Source organism: Dactylosporangium fulvum, assembly GCF_025137375.1.
GTDB lineage: Bacteria > Actinomycetota > Actinomycetes > Mycobacteriales > Micromonosporaceae > Dactylosporangium > Dactylosporangium fulvum.
On record NZ_CP073720.1, the window covers coordinates 9,411,535 to 9,426,160 of the forward strand.

12 protein-coding genes are annotated in these 14,626 nt (G+C 72.3%); 2 read left to right on the forward strand and 10 right to left on the reverse strand.

What is annotated here, in order from left to right:
* Positions 1-57: 57 nt before the first annotated feature.
* Complete coding sequence (locus Dfulv_RS43335; protein WP_259859630.1) at positions 58-2,097, reverse strand: N-acetylmuramoyl-L-alanine amidase; 2,040 nt, start codon at positions 2,095-2,097, stop codon at positions 58-60.
* 33 nt (positions 2,098-2,130) lie between these two features.
* Here Dfulv_RS43335 and Dfulv_RS43340 point away from each other — a divergent pair, with 33 nt between their 5' ends.
* Complete coding sequence (locus tag Dfulv_RS43340; RefSeq protein WP_259859631.1) at positions 2,131-2,871, forward strand: TIGR03089 family protein; 741 nt, start codon at positions 2,131-2,133, stop codon at positions 2,869-2,871.
* Here the strand turns inward: Dfulv_RS43340 and Dfulv_RS43345 are convergent.
* The 5 genes from Dfulv_RS43345 to Dfulv_RS43365 form a co-directional block, all read right to left on the reverse strand.
* Positions 2,868-4,817 (reverse strand): acetoacetate--CoA ligase, encoded by a 1,950-nt coding sequence (locus Dfulv_RS43345; protein ID WP_259859632.1) that lies wholly within the window; start codon positions 4,815-4,817, stop codon positions 2,868-2,870. The two genes, Dfulv_RS43340 and Dfulv_RS43345, sit on opposite strands and share 4 nt — an antisense overlap.
* 214 nt (positions 4,818-5,031) lie before the next feature.
* On the reverse strand, positions 5,032-5,559 hold the full coding sequence (locus tag Dfulv_RS43350) for a hypothetical protein (RefSeq protein WP_259859633.1): 528 nt from the start codon (positions 5,557-5,559) through the stop codon (positions 5,032-5,034).
* The gene (locus tag Dfulv_RS43355; protein WP_259859634.1) at positions 5,507-6,007 is read right to left on the reverse strand and encodes an RNA polymerase sigma factor; all 501 of its coding nucleotides are present in this window, start codon (positions 6,005-6,007) and stop codon (positions 5,507-5,509) included. Before Dfulv_RS43355 ends, Dfulv_RS43350 begins: the two co-directional genes overlap by 53 nt.
* Positions 6,008-6,063: 56 nt before the next feature.
* Positions 6,064-6,588, reverse strand: coding sequence for an acyl-CoA thioesterase (locus Dfulv_RS43360; RefSeq protein WP_259859635.1), 525 nt, complete (start codon positions 6,586-6,588; stop codon positions 6,064-6,066).
* A 327-nt stretch (positions 6,589-6,915) separates the two neighbouring features.
* Positions 6,916-7,617, reverse strand: a complete 702-nt coding sequence (locus Dfulv_RS43365) for a hypothetical protein (protein WP_259859636.1) — start codon at positions 7,615-7,617, stop codon at positions 6,916-6,918.
* A 1,419-nt stretch (positions 7,618-9,036) separates the two neighbouring features.
* Between Dfulv_RS43365 and Dfulv_RS43370 the strand changes: the two genes are divergently transcribed.
* Positions 9,037-9,576: a hypothetical protein gene (locus tag Dfulv_RS43370; protein ID WP_259859637.1), complete on the forward strand. Its 540-nt coding sequence runs from the start codon at positions 9,037-9,039 to the stop codon at positions 9,574-9,576.
* A gap of 38 nt (positions 9,577-9,614) precedes the next feature.
* Here Dfulv_RS43370 and Dfulv_RS43375 read toward each other — a convergent pair whose 3' ends face one another.
* From Dfulv_RS43375 to Dfulv_RS43390, 4 genes are read right to left on the reverse strand one after another with little or no spacing between them, the layout of a single operon-like run.
* On the reverse strand, positions 9,615-11,084 hold the full coding sequence (locus tag Dfulv_RS43375; RefSeq protein ID WP_259859638.1) for an MFS transporter: 1,470 nt from the start codon (positions 11,082-11,084) through the stop codon (positions 9,615-9,617).
* Positions 11,074-12,822 (reverse strand): IucA/IucC family protein, encoded by a 1,749-nt coding sequence (locus tag Dfulv_RS43380; protein WP_259859639.1) that lies wholly within the window; start codon positions 12,820-12,822, stop codon positions 11,074-11,076. Before Dfulv_RS43380 ends, Dfulv_RS43375 begins: the two co-directional genes overlap by 11 nt.
* Positions 12,819-13,355, reverse strand: a complete 537-nt coding sequence (locus tag Dfulv_RS43385) for a GNAT family N-acetyltransferase (RefSeq protein WP_259859640.1) — start codon at positions 13,353-13,355, stop codon at positions 12,819-12,821. Before Dfulv_RS43385 ends, Dfulv_RS43380 begins: the two co-directional genes overlap by 4 nt.
* A complete protein-coding gene (locus Dfulv_RS43390; protein ID WP_259859641.1) occupies positions 13,352-14,620 on the reverse strand; it encodes a lysine N(6)-hydroxylase/L-ornithine N(5)-oxygenase family protein in 1,269 nt (422 codons plus the stop codon). Before Dfulv_RS43390 ends, Dfulv_RS43385 begins: the two co-directional genes overlap by 4 nt.
* Positions 14,621-14,626: the final 6 nt, after the last annotated feature.

Here is a 14,626-nt window from a genome sequence, read left to right on the forward strand (position 1 = left end):
CGATCCGCCGATGATCGATGTCCACGACGCGACTGGGACCTGACTTCCACCCAGGATTCAGCCGAGCGGCATCGCTATGTCGCCGGGCAGCCCTACGTCATACCTGCCCACGCCGCGAATTTCGAACCGTCCGTCGTGGAAGACCGCGAGATCGGCGCGACCGTCGCCGTCGAACTGCCCTGCCAACGGCGTGTCGCCCGGGTCGCCCAGCCGGATCGGTGGAAGCCCGTCGATCGTGAACTGCTGCGTCGTCGGTGACCACGTCGCCGGCTCGATGACGCCGTCACCGTTGAAGTCGGCCGGCACGGCGATCCCGCCGGGCTCGGCGAAGTGGAACTCACGCAAGGCGTAGATCGCCCACAACCCGGTCGACGGGCGCCAGATCGCGGCCTCGGCACGCCCGTCGCCGGTGTAGTCGCCCGGAACAGGCTGGTCGCCGGGCGAGCCGAGCCGTAGCTCGCCGAGGCCCTTGATGTACCAGGTGCTGTTGGTGGGCCGGAAGACGGTCAGCTCGGCCTTGCCGTCGCCGTCGTAGTCGGCCGGTGCCGGGATGTCTCCGGGCAGTCCCCACTGCACCTTCCGCGGGCCTTCGCCGGTGAGCAGCATGGTCCAGATGCCCGTGGTCGGCGACCAGGTGGCCACGTCGACCTTGCCGTCGCCGTTGTAGTCGGCCGGCACGGCGATCTCGTTGGGCCCGGTCGTGAAAACCGGCTGCGGTATCCCTTGCAGCCACACGGTGCCGTCGGCCGGACGGTAGGTGGCCATGAGTGTGCGCACGATGTCCGGCTTCACCATGTCACCGAGCAGTTCGGCGGCCCGGTTGCGCATCTGCGGCAACACTTCCATCGCCTTGTCGCCGGGACACTCCGTGGGGTTGGTCTGCCGGTGCGGGAACACGCGCGGGACCGTGACCGTGGTGCCGACCGGATACCGCGAGGTCGACCCGCCGCCGGTGAGCGTGACGGTACCGCGGGGATCGATGGCCTGGCTGAGTGAAAGTTTCCATGCGGTGTACTTCGCGGCGGACTCCACGACGGCCGGCGGCACGCTCGTCGACCGGAAGTCGCCGATCATGGCGATGCCCGCGGTGCCGGTGTTGAAGCCGCCGGCCTGTGCGCCGACGACCGGCCGGGCGAGGCCCCCGGAGCGTCCTTCCCAGAGCCGGCCGAACCGGTCGACCAGCACGTTGTAGCCGATGTCGCCCCAGCCCCGGCTGACGGTCTGGTACTGGTAGATCGAGCGGAGGATCTTCGGCACGTCGGCCGGGGTGTAGTTGTTGCTGGTCGCGGTGTGGTGCACGGCGACGGCCTTGACGTAGTTGGCGTACTGCGGGCGCCAGCTCATCTGCTGTTCGTTGGCGCCCCAGGCGGCCCGCCGGTTGATCGGCGGCATGAAAGGCGTGAGCCCGACCGGCGCGGCCTCGGTCGCGGTGGCGACCGGCGCGGAGTCCAGCGGCGCGTCGGTGGGGTCGATGAGATCGGCGGTGACGTCGTGCGGCACGGACCCGCTGATCGAGGTCACGGAGAGCTGGATGCCGTCGCTGGGCCCGAGCCACAGCAGGTCGGAGCCGCCGCGCTGGATGTTTCCGGCGCTCTCCTCCGGCGCCTGGACGGGGTCGCGGTCCAGTTCCCCGGCGCTCACCGTCCGCCAGCTGCTCCACGCCCCGCCCGGCACGTGGTGCCGGACGGCGATGCTGATCGCGCCGACTCTCCCGCTCTCGCGCCAGGTCACGCCGACGGCGCTGAACCGTCCGGTGGACGCACGGGTCATGGTGAGCGTGCGGGTCTGCCTCGTACGGCGGTATCCCTCGGCGAGCGGAACGTCGCTCAGCGTCCCCGACTGTGCGCTGACCCCGGCGGCCGGCCGGTTGAAGTCGCCGAGCGCCAGCCGGGTGACCTGCGGCGTGACGCCCTCGCTACCGCTCGTCTTGACGGGGTTCGCCCAGGCGAGTGGTTCGGCCAGGTCGACGGGCGCGACCGGCGTGGTGAGCGGGTCGGCCGTGGCGGTGTTGCTGCCCGGTGCGACCAGCGTGAGGGTGCAGGCGACGACGGCGACAAGCTTGCGGCGCCGGTATCGTCGCGTTGCCCGTACATGCATGCCAAGATGCTATGGAAGGGATTTTCCGGACATATGGGTAATACAGTTCCTTCACTCTTTGCGGCAATTGTCGCGAAAGATCCGTCACTTCCGCTGTTCACGTTCTACGACGACGCGAGCGGGGAACGGATCGAACTCTCCGGGGCGACCCTGGCCAACTGGGTGTCGAAGACGGCGAACCTGCTCGTCGACGGCTGCGGCCTCGGCCCCGGCGACCAGGCCACCGTCTGGCTGCCGCCGCACTGGCAGACCGCGGCGGTGCTGCTCGGCGCCTGGTCGGCCGGGCTCGCAGTGGCCTACGGCGAGCCGACCGCGGACGGCGCCGACGTCGAGTTCGCCTCGTTGCAGGCCGTCGAGGCGGGCACCCCGGCCGGCCCGGCGGACCGGTTCGTGCTCGGCCTGGCGCCGATGGGGATGCCGCTGCGTGAGGTCCCGCCCGGCTGGACCGACTACGTCGCCGACGTGCGGCAGCACGGCGACCACTTCCCGGGCGCGCCGGTCACCGCCGACACGGTCGCGCTGGTCGACCCCGACGGCACACCGGTCGGCCAGGCCGCGCTGATCGAGCGGGCCGCCGCCCGGGCCGCCGAGCTCGGCATCACCGGCGGGCGGGTGCTGGTCGACGCCGACGCCTACCCGTGGCCGGTCGACTGGCTGCTCGCACCGTTCACGGCCGGTGCCAGCATCGTGGTCAGCACGCACACCGACCTGGCGAAGCTGCCTGCCCGGGCCGAAACCGAGCAGGCGACCCACCTCGTCGGGCCGACGGTCTAGTCGCGGCGGGCGCGCGCGGCCTCGAAGTACCGCAGTGACTCGGGATTCGCCAGCGCGCCCTTGGCCGCCGCCTGCTCGACCGGGGTGCCGGTGAGGATCCGCTTCACCGGCACCTCCAGCTTCTTGCCGGACAGCGTGCGGGGCACCGCCTCGACCTGGAAGACCTGGTCGGGCACGTGCCGCGGGGACAGGGCGGTGCGCAGCTCACGCGCGATCGTGCCGCGCAGCGTGTCGTCGAGCGTCACGCCGGGCCGCAGCACGACGAACAGCAGGAGCTCCCCCGGACCGCCCTCGGGATCCTCGAGGTGTACGACCACCGAGTCGACGACGTCGTCCAGGCCCTCCACCACGGAGTAGAACTCGCTGGTGCCGAGGCGGACACCGCCGCGGTTGAGGGTGGCGTCGGAGCGGCCGGTGATCACACAGGCACCGCCGGCATCAACGGTGATCCAGTCGCCGTGCCGCCAGACGCCGGGATACGTCCCGAAGTAGGCGTCGGCGTACCGCGAACCGTCCTCGTCGCCCCAGAAGCCGACCGGCATGCTCGGCATCGGCGCGGTGATGACCAGCTCGCCGAGCTCACCGACGACGGGCGTGCCGTCGGCCGCGAACGCCTCGACGCGCGCACCGAGCGCCCGGCAGGCGATCTCCCCGGCGTGGACCGGCAGTAGCGGTACACCTCCCACAAACGCGGTGCAGACGTCGGTACCTCCGGACGCCGAGGCCAGCAGCACCCGGTCCGACACCACCTCGTAGACCCACTCGAAGCCCTCGGGCGGCAGCGGCGCCCCGGTCGACCCGACCCCGCGCAGCGCGGACAGGTCGGCAATCTCCTTCGGCACGATGCCGGCCTTGCGGCAGGACAGCAGGAACGGCGCGGACGTGCCGAAGTACGTCATCCCGGTCTCGGCGGCGACCCGCCACAGCCAGCCCAGGTCGGGGTGCGCCGGGTTGCCGTCGACCAGCACGATCGCGGCGCCGACGGCGGGGGCGGAGACCAGGTAGTTCCACATCATCCAGCCGGTGGTGGTGAACCAGAAGAACCGGTCCCCCGGCCCGAGGTCGTGGTGCAGGGCCAGCATCTTGAGGTGCTCGAGCAGGATGCCGCCGTGCCCGTGCACGATCGGCTTCGGCAGGCCCGTGGTGCCGGAGGAGTAGAGGACGTACAGCGGGTGCTTGAACGGCACCGCCGCGAACTCGAGCGGCTCGTCGGTGTCCCGCGTCAGGTCGGCCCATCCGTCGGTGCCGCCGTGGAGGTACGCGATCTCGACCACCGTCTCCACCGACGGCAGCGCCTCGCGGATCGCCGCCACCTCGGCGCGGCGGTCGACGGGCTTCTCGCCGTAGCGGTAGCCGTCGACGGCGACCAGGACCTTCGGCCCGATCTGCTGCCAGCGGTCGACGACGGAACGGGTGCCGAACTCGGGCGCGCAGCTGGAGAAGATCGCGCCGACGCTGGCGGTCGCGAGCAGCAGGACAAACGTCTCCGGGATGTTCGGGGCGTAGGCGGCGACCCGGTCACCCTCGCCGACCCCCAGCCGGCGCAGGCCCGCCCGTGCCCGGCGGACCTGCTCGCGCAGTTCCGCGGCGGTCAGCGTGATCGGCTCGCGGGTCTGCGACACGGCGAACACGATCGGCTCGTCGTCGGCGACCCCGGGCATGCGCAGCACGTGCTCGGCGTAGTTGAGGCGGGCGCCGGGGAACCAGTCGGCGCCGGGCATCCGGGCGTCGGCCAGCGTGGCGGTCGGCGTCGCGTGCGCGACGACCTCGAAGTGGTCCCAGATCGCCCGCCAGAACTCGGCGGGCCGGTCGACCGACCACTGCCAGAGCGCCCGGTAGTCGCCGCCGAAGTCGAGGCCGCGCTCCGCGGACAACCAGCGCAGGAATGTCCCGATGCGGGTGTGTTCGAGCACGTCTGCCGGGGGTCGCCACAGCTCCTTCGCCATGCGATCCATATTGCTGCACGCTCGAACGATCGCTCAGTGTGGGCGACCCCTACCCGATGCCCTGTTTTGATGTGGGCCACACGGATGTTCGAGACAGACCTCTCCGGAACGGCCATGACGATGCGCTCGACCGATCGGCGCGACCGTCGTCCTGTTCCGGCGGTCGCGCCGCTCGGCGGTACTGCCGCCGCCCTGTCGGCCCCGGTCCGATGGCTCAAACCGTTGACCTTGTTCGACGGCACCTGTCCGGTCGACGGGACCTTGTGGCTCGCGGCGCCGCCCGGTGCCTTCCTGGACTCGCCCGACCGAGCCAGACGTCACGGCCCGAAGAGGTCCAGTACCAGGCGTCGAGCAGTGCCGCCGGATCGGCCGGCAGGCTGTTGTAGTACGCCGGCACCGGGTGCCAGATGCTCGGCGGTTCGCCGGCGCCCTGGTCGATCTCGGCCTGGGAGCTTGTGTCGTCGATGTCGGTCGTCGCCCCGTCGGTACGCCGGATCCGCAGCGGGGTGGCGATCGACGGGTCCAGCCAGACCTCGTGGACGTACCGGCCGGCGCCGTCCTGCAGGTTGTACGTCTTCACGTACAGCGCCTTGTTCTCGGGCATCGGCACGGGCAGCGGTTGCGCATCGGCCGCCGCGGCCGCCAGGCGGTCCAGCGCGGCGACCGCGTTCGCGTGCGTCGCGCCCCCGTCACCGCTGACCGCCGGGTTGACCGGTGCCCGCGTGCCGTGGGCGACCGGCACCGGCTTCTCCGACTGCTCGCCGGCCGCCGGCCCACCGGGCACGCCGACTTCGGAGGGTGCGGGCGCCCCGGGGTTGATCAGCGCCACCGCACCGACCACCGCGGCCACCGCGGCGGCGGCCCCGGCGCTCGCCAGCACCCACTGCCGCCGCCGGCGCCAGCACCGGGTCCGCTCCGGTCCGGGCCAGCGCCTGGTAGCCGCGCACCTCGTCGCGGCGATAGCGGAACAGGACGTTGGTGGCGACGCCGAAGAGCCACGGCAGCGGATCGGCGGTGCCGCTCTCGATGACGTTCCGTCGCTCGTAGGCGATCAGGAACGTCTGCGCCACCGCGTCCTCGGCGAGATCCGGCCCCACCCGGCGCGCGCAGTAGCGGTAGAGCGCCCGCGCGTGCCGGTCGTAGAGGGCCGTGAAGCCGTCCGCGATCAAGAGGTTGCCTTCCGGGTCCACACCTCTTCTTGTCCGATGGCCGGGCGGCTGTTCCCGGGTGCTTCCGTCCCGGCTCCCTAGTGTTTGTGATTTCGATGTCGCTGGATGGCTTCCCGGCGGGCGAGACGGTGCTCGCGTCGGATTTCCGCCTCTCGCCAGCGCCCCTCGTTCTGCGGCGAGTCGGGCACCACCGCGGGCAGCGGCCGGGGCTTGCCTTCGGCGTCGACGGCGACGAACACGAGGTACGCCGTCGCGACGACCACCGGCTCGGACTCCGGCACCTGGTCCCAGCGCTCGGCCACCAGCCGGACGCCGACCTCCATCGAGGTGTGCCCGGTCCAGTTGACCTGCGCAAACGCGTGGACGAGGTCGCCGACGCGCAACGGCTCCGCGAACACGATCTCGTCGATCGAGGCCGTCACCGCCGTGCCGCCGCTGTGGCGCGCGGCGGCGGCGCCGGCAACATCGTCGATGAACTTCATGATGACCCCGCCGTGCACCGTCCCGTACAGGTTGACGTCCACCGCGGTCATGATCCGACTCAAGGTGACCCGCGAGTAGCCAGTCGGACGGCTGGGCGATCGGCCGGTGTGCTCGGTCATGACAAAGACGGTACGGTGCGAGCCATGCGACACGTAGGAAGCCTGATCGCGGGGATGTTCATCGCCCCGATCGCGTGGTTGCTGATCGCCGTCGGACAGCAGAAATCCACAAAAACTGTGGAAGATTGGGTCGCACGCGGCGCCTTCGACTCCGTCGACCTCCTGGCACCCGCGGCCTACCTGCTGGGCGCCGGCCTGCTGATCGGCCTCATCGCCACCCTACGTATCTCCCCGGCCGGCCCGATCGTCGCCGGCTTGGCGCTGCTCGCCACGTACGTGAGCCTGTTCATCGACCCGCTGTCGACGATGAGCGGGCTGCCCGACGATCTAGAGCTCGGCGGCCTGACCGTCGACCTGACCGTGCCGGTCGCCAACGGCACGACGGCGGTCCTGGGCCTGGCCCTGCTGATCGCGGCGGCGAGCGTGAAACGGTGGCGGACCTGGCCCGCGGTCGTCGAGGTGCCCGCGGAGCCGGCCGGCCCGGTCGACATCCACGAGTACCCGCTCGGTCAGGGCCCGAAGCCCGCCCCGCAGTTCGGCGCCCGCCCGCCGTACGCCACGACGCCCAACCAGACCGCGGAACTCTCCGCCGGCGCGACGTCGATCCTGCCCGGCCCGCCCGTCCCGTCCTCGGGAGCGCCGGCCGGCGCTGTCGGCGCGGGCGCCGGCTTCGGCGCGGCCGCAGCTGGCGGCATCGGCGCAGGCGGCCCGGGCGCGGGACGCGGTGCCGGCCCGGGCGGTGGCTTCGGCCCGGGCGGTAGCTTCCCCGCGGCCGGTGGCCCGGGCGCGGGCGGTGGCTTCGGCGCGGCCGGTGGCCCGGGCGCGGCCGGCGGTGTCGGCGGTGGTCAGGGCGTGGCCGGTGGTGCCGGCACGAGCCCGGCCGGTGGCTTCGGTGCGGGCGGTGGCTTCGGTGCCGCCGGCGTTGGCGGTGCGGCCGGAGGCGCCTTCGGGCAGCCGACGGACGAGACGCAGCCGGTTTCGGCCCCGCCTCCGTTGTTCCAGCAGCCCCCGCCGGTTGCCGCCCCGCACGCCCCGGTGTCGTCACCGCCGCCGGTCTCTTCGGCGCCACCGTTCCCGGCCCAGCCGCCAGTGTCTTCGGCGCCCCCGTTCCCGGCGCAGCCGGCCTCGTCGGCCCCGCAGTTCCCGGCCCAGCCGCCGGTCTCCTCAGCGCCCCCGTTCCCGGTCCAGCCGGCCTCGTCGGCCCCGCAGTTCCCGGGACAACCGCCGGTCGCTTCGGGACCGCCGTACTCGGCACCGCCGGTCAATTCGGCACCGCCGTTCTCGTCAGCACCGCCAGCCGCTTCGGCACCGCCGTACTCGGCGCCGCCCTCCTCGGGATCGCCGTTCTCGTCTGCACCGCCGGTCTCTTCGGCTCCGCCGTCCTCGGCACCGCCGTTCTTGTCGGCACCGCCCGCCGCACAGGCGCCGGTCTCGTCCGCGCCGTCGTCGGCGCCGCCGGTTTCTTCGGCGCCGCCGGCTCCGCAGTCGGCTGTGGCGCCCGGTTCGCCGCCCGGGCCTTTCCCGCCCGCACCGCCGGGGGTGCCGCCACGGCCGGTTTCCACCGAACGCTTCACGCCGCCGGGGGCTGCCCAAGGAGCGCCCGGTGTGGGCTATGCCGGCGGGGCTCAGCCGATGCCGGGCGCGCCGTCGGGGGCTTCCGCGCCGGCCGTGTCGTCAGGGCCTCCCTCGGGGGTGTCCGGTGCGCCGGCATGGTTGACGCCTGACTCGGCAGCCGCGCCGAGAGTCGGGACGCAGACGGGATCCGGCTCGGCCGCCGGGACCGGGCAGCAGGATCAGCCCGTTGCCGGTGGGCGGCCGGTGTCCGGAGGGCCCGCCACGCCGTGGACCGGGGCTCCTGGTGGCGTGCCGGGCGGTGGGCAGGGAACGGCCGGGCCGGGCGGCTCGGCGTCGGAGGATGCCACCGCTCCGTTGCCTGCCCGGCCGCCTACGGTGCCGATGTCGCCGCCGCCACCGTACGGTGGGGGGCGTCCCTCCATCGACGAGCGGCTCGCGGCCCTCGGGTCCGGGTCGCCGGTCTCGGGGCAGCCGGCCTCCGCGCCACCTGCCGCACAGCCCGCCTCAGCACCGCCGGCTGCGCAGCCGACCTTCGCGCCGCCGACTGCACAGCCCGCCTCAGCACCGCCGGCTGCGCAACCGACCTTCGCGCCGCCAGCCGCAGAGCCCGCCTCAGCGCCACCGGCCTCCGCGCCGCCAGCCGCGCAGGCCGACTCCGCACCGCCGAGCTCGCATCCGGCCTCGGCGCCGCCTGCTTCCGCACCGCCCGCCTCGGCATCGCCAGTCGTACCGCCGAGCCCGCAACCGGCCTCCACACCGCCAGCCTCCGGGCCGCCAGCCTCCGCGCCACCGGCCCCGCAGCCCGCCGCACCGCCTAGCCCGCAACCGGGCGCCGCGGTGCTCGCCTCCGGGTCTACCGCGGGTCTGGGTGGGGTGGAGTCGCCGGCGCTCGGGTACAGCCGGTCGGCCGCCGCGCAGCGTCCGGACGAGGCGCCCGGTGGGGACGACGCCACGCAGGTGATCGAGGGTGCCGGGACCACCCCGGCCGGGCTTCCGTCTCGGGCTGCTCGCGGGCCGGTGGCCGATGCACCGTCGATTCTCGCCGGGCCCTCGTTCGACGGGTTCACGCCGATCCGGCGGGGAGTGCGCGAAGAGGAGACCGAAGCCTTCCACCCCGGGCGGCAGGCTCCGGTGCCCTCCCGGCCTCGGCACGCCGCGCCCGGTGAGGCCGGGGAGCTGCCCACCGTCGACGTCAACGCGGACGAGGCCACCGTCCAGTTCGACCCCGACGCCACCACCAACCTCGGGTTCGGGCAGCACAGCGCCGACACCGACGCCACGACCCGCATCGTGACCGGGCCGCAGGGGTCCGCGGCCGGGGAAGCCACGGGCAACAGCGCGGACGAAGAGGGTGAGCGGCGGGAAAATCCGCCGACCTCGCCGTGGGCCGCCCCGCCGCGCGATCGCGGCTGAAGACGCCGAAGCGGGGCGTCGCGCAGCAGGACGGAGGACTAGGCCGAACCGCGCGACGCCCGGCGCAACAACAGCGCTGCCAGGGTGCCGCCGGCCAGCACCGCCGCCGCGCCTGCCAGCTGGCCCGTCGCCACGCCGGAGGAGAAGGCGTCGCGGACTGTGGCGCGCTCGGTGTCCGTACCGGCTGAAGCCAGCGCCGCCGGGAAGGACGTGGCGGCGAAGGGCAGCAACGCCAGGAAGCGGGCGTGCAGCACCGCGCCCAGCACGGCGATGCCGAGGCTGGTCCCGACCTCTGTCATCGTGCCGTCGATGGCCGCGCCGGCGCCGGCCTGGCCCGTCGGGATCGAGCTCATGATCGCCTCGACGATCGCCGGGTTGGCCAGGGCGCAGCCGGAGCCCATCAGCAGGAGACCGGCGAGCAGGGGGCCGTAGCCCGACGGGGACAGCGCGACGACCACGAACCCGGCCGAGAGCAGCGCCATCCCCCAGAAGATGGCGAGGGGCACGCCGAGCCGCCGGATCAGTGCCGCGCTCAGGCCCGAGAAGTTCAGTAGCACGACGGACAGCGCGAAGGGCGCCATGTGCAGCCCGGCGGACAGCGGTGAGTACCCCCGGACGAACTGCAACTGCTGAGCCAGCAGGAACAGCGCGCCGCCGCTGCCGAACGTGATGAGCACGACCCCGGCGACCGCCCCGACGAACCGCTGGTTGCGGAAGAACCGCAGGTCCAGCATCGGGTGCGGGCACGACAGCTCCCACCGCACGAAGGCCGCGACGGCCAGCAGCCCGCCGGCGAACGGCACGGCCACGCGGGCCGAGGTCCAGCCGTGGTCCGGCCCGGCGATGATCGCGTAGACGAGCGCCGCCATGCCCACGGTGGACAGCGCCGCCCCGGGCAGGTCGAGCCGGTCGCCCCGCGGGTCGCGCGACTCGGGGATCAGGGCCCGCGCCGCGATCATGCTGGCGGCGACGACCGGCAGGTTCACCAGGAAGATCGCGCCCCAGTGGAAGTGCGCGAGGATGAGGCCGCCGATGAGGGGCCCGGCGGCGTAACCGAGCGCGCTGACCGCGGCCCAGATGCCGATCGCCTTCGGGCGCTCCTCGGTGTCGAAGACCTGCATCGCGATCGCGAGGGTGCTCGTCATGAGCAGTGCGCCGCCGACACCCATCCCGGCCCGGGCGGCGATGAGCTGGGCGGCGGACTGGGCCAGGCCGGCGGCAAGGGAGCCGGCGCCGAAGACGGTCAGGCCGATCAGCAGGAGGCGCCGGCGGCCGTACCGGTCGGCGCTGGTCCCGGCGGTGAGCAGCAGCCCGGCCTGCACGACCGCGTAGGCGTTGATCATCCACTGGACGTCGGCGGCGGTCGCCCGCAGCTCGCCGGTGAGAACCGGCACGGCGACGTTGAGCACCGTGTTGTCCAGCAGGACAACGAGCTGGGCGACACACAGCACGCCGAGGACAAGCCAGCGTGTGCGCAGCCGGTCCCCGACGACTGCGTCAGGAACCATGAAGCGGGTTCCGCAGCGTCCCGACGAGTTGCAGTGCGGCCGACGGGTCGGCCAGGTCGACCATCTGCCGGTTGTCGCGCAGCTGGAGCCGGTTGAGGCAGGACAGCGCGAACTCGGGGGCGAACAGGTCATACCGCTCGAACCGCTGCGCCAGGTGCGGCACCCGGTCCTGATAGGCCCGCGCGCTCGCCGCGACAGTGCGCCAGAACGAGGACTCGTCGAGGACGCCTTCGGTGTGCAGGATGGCGCTGAGGTACCGCAGGAAGCAGTCGAAGACGTCGGTGAAGATGGACAGCAGCTTCATGTCCTCGGGCACGTCCGCCCGGATCCGCTCGACGGTGGAAGGCAGCTCCGCGGAAGTGCTCATCACCACGATCTCCTCGGCGATGTCCTTGAAGATCACGCGCTCGACGACCCCGCCGTCGAGCACCAGGATGACGTTCTCCCCGTGCGGCATGAACGCGAGGTCGTACGCGTAGAAGCTGTGCAGCAGCGGCACGAGGTACGCGTCGAGGTAGCGGCGCAGCCACTCCGCCGGCGTGAGCCCCGACCCGGCGATCAGCGCCGCGGCGAGGGAGCGGCCGGCGTGGTCGACGTGCAGCAGCGAGGCCATCGTGGCGAGCCGCTGCCCGGGCTCGAGCGACGGCACCGGGCTCTCCCGCCAGAGGGCGGCGAGCATCTTGCGGTACGGCGAGTAGCGGTCGGTCGCCGCCTCGAACTGCCGGTTGCGGTAGCCGATGGCGGCCCGCTCGCGCAGGATCGTCAGCCCGGCCGACTTGAGCACCTCGTCGTTCTCGACGACGCCGGCGAGCCAGTCGTTGATGGCGGGCGTCGCCTCCATGTAGGCCGCCGACAACCCCCGCATGAAGCCCATGTTCAGCACCGACAGCGCGGTCTTGACGTAGTGCCGGTCCGGCCGGCTGGTGTTGAAGAAGGTGCGGATCGACTGCTGCGCGAGGTACTCGTCGGGCCCCTCCCCGAGGTAGACCAGCCGCTGCCGGGCGACCTCGGCCGCGAAGGTGACGGAGAGCTTGTTCCACCACTGCCACGGGTGGACGGGGATGAACAGGTAGTCGTCCGGGTCCAGCCCGCGGCCGGCGAGGGCGGCGCGGCAGGTGTCGGCGAACTCGCCGAGCTCGTCGCGCATGTGCGCCTCGTACGACGTGTCGGCCGAGCACGTGAACGTGGTGTGGTCGCGGTGGGCGGCCAGCCACACCAGCCGCACCGGCCGGGCCGCCTCGGGGGCGTAGTCGTGGTACTCGCGGATGCCGAACCCGAGCCGGCCGTTGTTGGCCACGAAGCAGGGGTGGCCCTCGGTCATGCCGGTCTCGATCGCCTGGAAGTCCGCGAAAGCCAGGTCCGCAGCCGGTTTGCCGAGCTTGTAGGCGATGCCGGCGAGCGTGGAGCTGAGCTCCTCCAGGTACACCGGAAGGATCTCCGGGGAAAGGCCGAGGGACGAGCGCAGCTCGGTGCAGAAGTCGAGGACGTCGAGCGGGAGCTCCTCGTCACCGCGGTGGCGGGTGATGCTGCCGGCGTCGATCTGCCAGTGGTCGAGCGTCAGCACCTCGGCCGCGAACCGGTACTCGACGGTGCCGTCGTCGCTGCGTACCACGTACCGCTGCAGGGACGACGAGAACGTGGGAGTCAGCAGCCGCTCGTGGAAGAACTCGGCGAGCGCCTTGCGCAGGAGGTGCCGGTTGGCGGCGACCCAGCGCTCGGGTGTCAGGTGAGCGATCATGCCGGTACCGCCGCTGCGAAGGCTTCTCGGGTGCAGATGCTCAGCAAGGCGTCCTTCTCCGGTTTGGCGATCCGGCCGACGACGGTGAACCCGACGACGGCGTTGAGGGCGTGCACGGCGGTGTTGCGGACGTCGGGCTCTACGACGACCCGCCGCACGCCCGGGTCGTCGTAGAGCCAGGCCATGACGGTGGTGATGACCGTCCGCGTGAAGCCGTGGACGGGTGTGTCGGTCGGCGCGCACAGGAAGTGCATGCCGACGTCGCCCGGTTGCGCGTCGAAGAGGCCGGCCAGCTCGACGTGTGCGGGGTCGTAGCGCTCGGCCAGGAACGCGGGCTCACCCTGGTACAGGCCGAGGTAAGCGTGGTGGTGCGGGTGGTCGGCGATCCGCCGGTACTCGGCGGCGACCTCCCCGGGCGAGGTGTCCTGCATCATCCAGAAGGCGGCCTTCGGGTGGGTCACCCAGCTGTGCAGGTACGGGGCCTCGGGGTCCAGGTAGTCGATCGTGAGGTCGCCGCGCTTGAAGAGCGTCACGACGCCGCCCCGAACTCCTGGAACGCGATGGACTTCTCGATCGGGTAGTGCTCCCGGCCGAGGAGCTCGCGGATGATCCACGAGTTGCGGTAGGCGCCCATCCCGAGGTCCGGGGAGGTGATGCTGTGGGTGTGCGTCCCGGCGTTCTGCACGAAGATGCCGCGCCCGGTGTGGTCGACGCTGTAGTTGCGGGCCAGGTCGAAGCGGCCGTGGGAGTCCCAGCGGATCCGGTCCCGGACGGGCTCCAGGAAGGCCGGGGTGTGGTGCCGGTAGCCGGTCGCCAGCACCAGGCCCTCGGTCTCGAGCGTGAAGTCGCGCTCCTGCTCGACGTTGCGCAGGCCCAGGGTGTAGACGCCGCGTGTCTCGTCGTACGCCGCCGTGCCGACCTCGGTGTTGGTCATCAGCCGGGTGGGGACGGCGCCGTGGACGCTCTTGGCGTACAGCAGGTCGTAGATGTCGTTGATGAGATCGGAGTTGATGCCCTTGAACAGGCCCTTCTGGCCGGCCTCCAGCCGGTAGCGGGTCGGTTCCGGCAGCGCGTGGAAATAGTCGACGTAGTCCGGTGACGTGATCTCCAGCGTCAGCTTCGTGTACTCGAGCGGGAAGAAGCGCGGCGAGCGGGTGACCCAGTTGAGCTGGTACCTGTGCGTGTCGATCTCACCGAGCAGGTCCTGGTAGATCTCGGCGGCGCTCTGCCCGCTGCCGACGACGGTGACGCTGCGCTTGGCTCGCAGCGCCGCACGGTGCTCGAGGTAGCGCGAGTTGTGAATGACGTCACCGCCGAGGCCCTCACACGCCGGCGGGACGTGGGGCGGCGTGCCGGTGCCGAGCACGAGGTGCCGCGCGCGGAACTCCGTCTGTCCCACGTGGACGGTGTAGAGCCCGTCCCGCTCGTCGTGGGTGATCGAGGTCACCTCGTGGCCGAAGCGGATGTTCGGCAGCTTCGCGGCGGCCCAGCGGCAGTACTCGTTGTACTCGCTGCGTAGCGGGTAGAAGCTCTCGCGGATGTAGAACGGGTACAGCCGGCCGATCTCCTTCAGGTAGTTGAGGAAGGAGAAGGGTGAGGTCGGGTCCGCGAGCGTGACGAGGTCGGACATGAACGGCGTCTGCAGCCGCGCCGAGTCCAGCATCATGCCCGGATGCCAGTCGAAGTCCGGCCTGGCCTCCAGGAACAGCCCGTCGAGCTCGCCGATCGGGGCGGTCAGACAGGCCAGGCCGAGGTTGTACGGTCCGAGGCCGATCGCGATGAAGTCATGGGTGGACAAGAGAGG